The sequence below is a fragment of the Lentzea sp. NPDC054927 genome, assembly GCF_053610285.1.
On sequence record NZ_JBSGXZ010000094.1, the window covers coordinates 1 to 4,713 of the forward strand.

Consider the following 4,713-nt stretch of genomic DNA (forward strand, 5'->3'; position numbering starts at 1 on the left):
GTGTCGACTCGACGAAAAGCGTGTCGAGTTGACACCCCTGCCTGGTTGCAGCGAGTGCTGAGGCACGACTCGTGACGGGGACCCGCCCGGAGCGCTGTTTCAAGCAGCTCGGCTTCGCCGTCGCCTTGGTGGCTCGGCTTCGCCGTCGCGGCTTGCCTGCGGCTTCGCGGATGTTGGGGCGCTGTTTGTGGCTCGGTTCGGCATGATGTGGGGGTGGCCGAGTACCGGTCAGCGGACGCACACGGTGGTGCGGTGGAAGGTGGACCGGATCTGTGACCACGCGCCGGGTGTTCGGGGCGGTGCTGGTGTTCGTCGCGGCTGGGTTGGCGGTGGCGGCGTCGTTTTTGGCTGCTTATGCCGTGCAGGCTGAGTTGCAGGGGCGGACGTTGCGGTTCGAGGCCACTTCTTGGGTGGTTGAGCGGGATGATTTTCGTGGGGCCCTGTTGCTCGGGCCGATTGAGTATGGCGAGGCTGCTGTGGGGGCGGCGGTGGTGATGGCGTTGTCTGCGGTGCTGGCGTTTCGGGTGCCTGCGGCGCGGGTGGGGTCGTTGCTTGGCGCTGGGATGTTGGCTGGGGTGGCCTGGTCTGCTGTTGGCAGTGTGCAAGAGGTTGTGAAGAAGCTTGCGCTGCTTGAGGCGCCGGTGCCGTTTGATGTGGAGCAAGGGGCCGGGATCACCTTGCTGGTGGTTTCGGCTGGGGTGGCTGTGGTGTCGGCCGTGTTGCATCAGGAGTTGCCGCGGCGTGTGCCGGAGCCGGAGGGGGAGGGTGCGGTGATTCATCAGGTTGAGGCGGACGACAGTGATACGCCGCCTTATGGGTTTCCGGTTGTGGTGGAGCCGAAGAGTGATTGATCGTCGGAAGGTCGCGCCGGTTCTGCTGGTGCTGGGGGCCGGGCTGGCGGTGGTGGGGAGTTTTTCCGGTACCTACCGGACCCTGTATCCCGGGTATGGCGCGCCTCAGCAGACGTTCACCACCACGTTGTGGATCGTGACGGCGGAACCGCCTTCTGGGGGGCCGGACAGTCCGTACAACGCTGCTGGGTGGCCGGTGCTCGTTGCGGCTGTGGCGATGGTGGTCGCCGCGGTGCTGTTGGGCAGGGCGCGGACGGCGTACGTCGGGGGGCTTGTGGCGATGGGCTTCGCCGGTGGCCTGGCCGGGACCGTGGTCCTGTACGTGCTTCAGGTGCTGCGGGAGGAAGCCGTCATGGAGTCCTGGCCCGTGGAGGACGGGCAGCGGCCCGAGCTGAGTTTCCTCGGCGGCATGTACCTCTTGGTGGTGGCGGCGGTCGTCGGGCTTGTGGGTGCGGTGCTGGCGCAGCGGAAGCAGCAGCCTGAGGAAGAACTCGTCGATGAGGACGCGGTGGTTGTGCATCAGCTGGACAGCGATGACGACACGCCGCCGTTCGGGATCGCCATTCCCAGCGACGAGCAGCAGGAGACGCGGTGATCGGAAGACCGACGGCGGTGGCGCTGATCGCGGCCGGAGTGGTGCTGACCGCTACGGCGATGGTGTTGCCGTGGTACTCGACGGCGTATGCCGGTGGGGTCGAGGTCGTGGTCCGGGCGTGGGGCACGGAGGTCGTGAACAAGCCGGGTGACTGGCCCGCGGGTGATCTCTCGCCCTGGTACGGACTGCCGGTCGCGGTCACGGCCGCGTTGCTGGTCGCGGGGATCTGGATCAGCCGGGCCGCGTTGGCCGGGGCCGCGGCGCAGCTGGGTGCTGTTGGTATCACTGCGGCGCTCCTGGTGTCGGAACGTGGTCATGCGGTCGAGCAGCAGGGTGATTTTGCGATCGGGTTCGGGCTCGTGTTCCTCGCGATCGGAACGGTGACGGCCCTCGTTGGTGCCGTTGCCGTGCAGCGGGAGGCAGTGGCATGAAGCTCCTCAGCGCGGCGCTTCTGGCGGTAGCTGCTGCGGCGGCGGTCGCGGCGACGTTCCTGCCGCTGTCGGAACTGCTGATCCGGCTGGCCCCGGACCAGCCGCAGACCGCCTACGTCACCACGGGCTGGGCCACGCACTTCGGTGGCACGAAGGACGAGCACGGACCGCTCTTCGGCATCCCCGCCGTCGTGGCTGCCGCGGTGATCCTCGCGGGCATCCGGTGGCGGAAAGTCGCTTTCGCCGGAGCGGCGGCGCTCGCCGGAGTGACCGGAATGCTGTTCGTGTATTTGCTGAGCGCGATCAGCTTTCACAAGGCGGGCAACATCACCATCGATCCGGGCCTGGAAGCGGGCTTCGGCAACGGCATCTGGGTGCTGATAGGTGCGGTAATTCTCGCGTTTGGAGCCGTAGTAGTTCACCCCGACGACTGACCAGCGAGAAATGCCCGGCGTGCCTCACCTGTCGCGTGCGCACCGTGAGTCACTATCGGCTCATGAAGCTTTCCGGGCTGCTGAGCCGCACCAACCACGAACTTCCCGGTGTCACGGGCGTCGCGCGGGTTGATCGGCGCGTGGGCGACCTGGTGCGGCGCGTCAGTCCCGGTGACGTCGCCGTTTTCGACCTCGTCGACCTCGACCGGCGCACCGCGGAAGCACTTGTCTCGGCCGAGGTGGTCGGCGTCGTGAACGCCTCGCCGTCGATTTCCGGCCGCTTTCCCAACCTCGGCCCGGAACTGCTGATCGAGGCCGGCATTCCGCTGATCGACAACGTCGGCGCCGTCGCGCTGCGGGAGATCAAGGAAGGCGTGAAGATCCGGCTGCACGAAGGTGTCGTGTACGCCGGGGAACGCGAGCTGGCCAAGGGGATCGAGCAGAACGCCGAAAGCATCGCCGACGCCATGATCGAGGCGAAGGCCGGCATGTCGGCGCAGCTGGAAGCCTTCTCCGCCAACACCATCGAGTTCCTGCGCCGCGAACGCGCGCTGGTGCTCGACGGGGTCGGCGTGCCCGAGGTGTACGTGCCGATGCGCGACCGGCAGGTGCTCGTCGTCGCGGGCGGGCCGTCGCACGCCGAGGAGCTGCGCAAGCTCCGCAAGTACATCCGCGAGTACCGGCCGGTGCTGATCGGCGTCGACACCGGCGCGGACACGCTGCACGACGCCGGGTACAAGCCGGACATCATCGTCGGCGACCCCGACGGCATCGGCACCGCGTCACTGCGCGCGGCCGCAGAGGTGGTCGTGCCCGCGCAGACCGACGGTCACGCGCCCGGTCTGCAGCGGATCCAGGACCTCGGCATCGGCGCGGTGACGTTCCCCGCGTCGGGCAACGCGGAGGACCTCGCGTTGCTGCTGGCCGAGGCGCACGGGGCGTCGCTGGTCGTCACGGTGGGACTGCGGGCGACGCTGCGCGAGTTTCTCGACCGCGGGCACTCCGGTTCCAACCCCTCCACGTTCCTCACCCGGCTCAAGCTCGGCAGCAAGCTCGTCGACGGGGAGGCCGTCGCGACGTTGCACCGCAGCCGGGTCTCGTTGGGCGTGATCGTTCTGCTGGTGACCGCCGCGATCGCTGCCATGGCGGCGGCCCTCGCGGTGTCCGGCGTCGGTCACGTCTACGTCGACATCGTGGTCGACGGCTGGCAATCCGTCGTCAACTGGTTCAAGGGGTTCTTCTCGTGATCACGCTGCGCTACCACATAGTTTCGATCACCGCCGTGTTCCTCGCGCTGGCGGTCGGTGTCGTGCTGGGGTCGACCGCGATCAGCGGGCGGCTGTTGTCCGGGTTGAGCGACGAGAAGAACTCGTTGGCACAGCAGGTGAACGACCTGCAGAACGACCGCAACGCGTTGAACGCCAAGCTGACCGAGGCGGACAAGTTCGCCGCGTCGGTCGGGCCGCTCGCGGTCAAGGACCGGCTCACCGAACGCACGGTCGTGCTGGTGACCACGTCGGACGCGCGTCCGTCCGATCGGGACGCGCTGTCGGGTCTGCTGAAGTCCGCCGGGGCCACCGTCACCGGTGAGATCCAGCTGACCGACGCGTTCGCCGACCCGTCCCGCGGCGACCAGCTGCGCGACCTGGTGGCACGGCTGCAGCCCGCGGGTTCGCAGCTGCCCACCGCCGCTGACCCCGGCACGCGCGCGGGCGGTCTGTTCGGGACGTTGCTGCTGCTCAACCCGTCCAACAACGAGCCGCAGGCCACCGCGGACGAGGCGGCCTCCGCGCTCTCCGGGCTGTCCAACGCCGGGTTCGTGAAGGCGACCTCTGGCGTGAAGCCCGCGCAGCTCGCGATCGTGCTGACCGGCGGCGCCGCGATCGGTGACTCGGCCGCCGACCGCGCCTCGACCATCGCGCGTTTCGCCACCCAGCTCGACCGGGCCGGTGCGGGCGTCGTGCTGGCCGGAGCGAACGGGTCGGCGAACGGCACCGGTGCGATCGGCGTGGTCCGCGCGGACACCAACGCGACGTCGATCCTGTCCACGGTGGACAACTCCGACACTCCGGCCGGCCAGGTCGTCTCGGTGATGGCGTTGCGCGAACAGCTGGAGGGCCGCTCCGGCCGGTACGGCGTGGCGGGCAACGCGGAGGCGTCGTCGCCGGGAACCGCCGGCTAGTGGCGTGACCCGGAACGTTGGCGAGGTAATCCACGCTCAGCAGGGCGCCTCGCGGCACCGCCCCCACGCCCACGTACAACCAGTACGAGGACGTGGGGGCGGCACCACGATGCACCCGTCTGACCGCGAATTCCCCTGGCAACGTTCCGCGCCACACCACTAGTTGTGATGTCCAGGGAGGTTGGTCAGCCGGGTGATGGGTGGCTGGCCTCCGAGGGCG

Annotated in this window: 6 protein-coding genes; all 6 read left to right on the forward strand. The window is 68.7% G+C overall.

The genetic code is table 11. The features are described from left to right. Positions 1-272 precede the first annotated feature (272 nt). The 6 genes from ACWGE0_RS45555 (at position 273) to ACWGE0_RS45580 (ending at position 4,493) form a co-directional block, all read left to right on the forward strand. Positions 273-851: a hypothetical protein gene (locus tag ACWGE0_RS45555; RefSeq protein WP_452267076.1), complete on the forward strand. Its 579-nt coding sequence runs from the start codon at positions 273-275 to the stop codon at positions 849-851. Further along, complete coding sequence (locus ACWGE0_RS45560; protein WP_452267077.1) at positions 844-1,446, forward strand: hypothetical protein; 603 nt, start codon at positions 844-846, stop codon at positions 1,444-1,446. Before ACWGE0_RS45555 ends, ACWGE0_RS45560 begins: the two co-directional genes overlap by 8 nt. After that, positions 1,443-1,877, forward strand: coding sequence for a hypothetical protein (locus ACWGE0_RS45565; RefSeq protein ID WP_452267078.1), 435 nt, complete (start codon positions 1,443-1,445; stop codon positions 1,875-1,877). The genes ACWGE0_RS45560 and ACWGE0_RS45565 overlap by 4 nt, the downstream gene beginning before the upstream one ends. Further along, positions 1,874-2,311 carry a hypothetical protein gene (locus tag ACWGE0_RS45570; RefSeq protein WP_452267079.1) on the forward strand — a complete coding sequence of 146 codons (438 nt, stop codon included), beginning with the start codon at positions 1,874-1,876 and terminating at the stop codon, positions 2,309-2,311. The genes ACWGE0_RS45565 and ACWGE0_RS45570 overlap by 4 nt, the downstream gene beginning before the upstream one ends. Before the next feature lie 62 nt (positions 2,312-2,373). After that, on the forward strand, positions 2,374-3,558 hold the full coding sequence (gene steA, locus ACWGE0_RS45575; protein WP_452267080.1) for a putative cytokinetic ring protein SteA: 1,185 nt from the start codon (positions 2,374-2,376) through the stop codon (positions 3,556-3,558). Beyond that, positions 3,555-4,493, forward strand: coding sequence for a copper transporter (locus ACWGE0_RS45580; RefSeq protein ID WP_319969298.1), 939 nt, complete (start codon positions 3,555-3,557; stop codon positions 4,491-4,493). The genes steA and ACWGE0_RS45580 overlap by 4 nt, the downstream gene beginning before the upstream one ends. The last annotated feature ends 220 nt before the right edge of the window (positions 4,494-4,713 follow it).